Source organism: Bradyrhizobium sp., from assembly GCF_049581145.1.
In the GTDB taxonomy this organism is placed as follows: domain Bacteria; phylum Pseudomonadota; class Alphaproteobacteria; order Rhizobiales; family Xanthobacteraceae; genus Bradyrhizobium.
Genome location: NZ_JBAURI010000021.1, coordinates 1 through 1,565 on the forward strand (window position 1 = coordinate 1; position 1,565 = coordinate 1,565).

A 1,565-nucleotide genomic window follows, 5' to 3' on the forward strand; every position below is an offset into this window, starting at 1 on the left:
CGGGGCTGGCAGTACACCGTCCCGTACACGATCTACACGACCGGGATCTCGTGGCGCAAGGACCTCGTGCCCGAGAACCCGTATGCGATGCGGAACCCGTGGGCCATGCTCTGGCAGCCGAAGTACAAGGGCAAGGTGGCCATCCTCGACGACTATCGCGAGGGCATCAGCCTGGGGCTGATGAAGAACGGGATCTACGACCTCAACACCACCGACCGGGGCCAGATCGCCCGGTCCCGGCAGGCCTTGCAGGACCTGTCCCGCCTGGTCGACGTGCACATCGACAACAACGACTACACCGAGATCCCGGACGGCCAGACCTGGATTCACCACGCCTGGTCCGGGGACATGGCCTCGGCGCAGTACTACATGCCCAAGGGTGTCCCGGTGGAGACGGTCGGCTACTGGTTCCCCACCGACGGGCGGGGCCCGGTGGCCAACGACACCAACACCGTGCTCCGGTCGGCCGCCAACCCGGTGCTGGCGCACCTGTTCCTGAACTACCTGCTTGACCTGCCGAACGTGCTGGAGAACATCAGCTTCAACGGCTACATGCAGCCGCTCAACGCGATCACCCCGCAGCGGCTGGTCAAGGAGCAACTGCTGCCCAAGAGCCTGATCTCCACCGCGGTGCTGCCGTCCGACTTCCGGCGCGGGGTCAGCGAGCTCCAGCTGCCCGTGGACGCGGACGCCCTCTGGCAGCAGGCCTGGCTCGTCGTGAGCAACGGGATTTAGGGGAGGCCATGACCGCACCGCCAGGGCTGCCGAGAGCGATCCCGGGACCGGGCCGTGCGCGGGGCGGCCGCAGGCCGGACAGGAAGCAGAGCAAGCTCTTCTGGGTCCTGCTGGCCCTGCCCGGCATCCTCTGGCTTGTCCTGCTGTTCATCATCCCGTTCTACGCGGTGCTGGCCATCGCCATGGGCCAGCTCAACCGGCTGTTCGAGTCCCCGATCGCGGTCTGGAACCCGTTCGCATGGAGCTCGTCCAACGTCATCAACGTCTGGCACGACCTGTTCGGCGCGACCTCGTTCGCCGGGCCCATCGTGGCGCGCACCATCCTCTACGTGGCCCTGGCCTCGGCGCTGTCCCTGGTCATCGCCTACCCGGCGGCCTACTTCGTGGCCCGCTTCGCTGGCCGCCGCAAGGCGCTGTTCCTGATCCTGCTGATCGCCCCGTTCTGGATCAGCTACATGATGCGCATGCTGGCCTGGATCGACCTGCTCCAGACCAACGGCTACGTGAACAAGGCGCTGTCGGGCCTCGGGCTCATCTCCCAGCCGGTCAACTGGCTCGGCGGCCGGTGGTACACGGTGGTGCTGGGCCTGGTCTACGGCTACATCCCGTACCTGATCCTGGTGCTGTACGCGGGGCTGGACCGGATCGACCCGGCACTCATCGAGGCCGGCCGGGACCTGGGCCTGAACCGGGTCGCGACCTTCACCCGGGTCACCCTGCCGCTGTCGCGCCAGCCGATCCTGACCGGCCTGCTGATCACCGTGCTGCCGATGCTCGGCGACTACTTCACCAACCAGCTCATGTCCGGCGCGGCGAACACCTCCATGATC

General features: G+C 67.0%; 2 protein-coding genes. Both read left to right on the forward strand.

Going from position 1 to position 1,565, the window contains the following annotated elements; genetic code table 11:
* The coding region (locus tag WCB02_RS00710; RefSeq protein WP_423955233.1) for an extracellular solute-binding protein at window positions 1-735 on the forward strand (735 nt) is incomplete at its 5' end.
* Between the two features lie 8 nt (window positions 736-743).
* The coding region (locus WCB02_RS00715) for an ABC transporter permease (RefSeq protein ID WP_423955235.1) at window positions 744-1,565 on the forward strand (822 nt) is incomplete at its 3' end.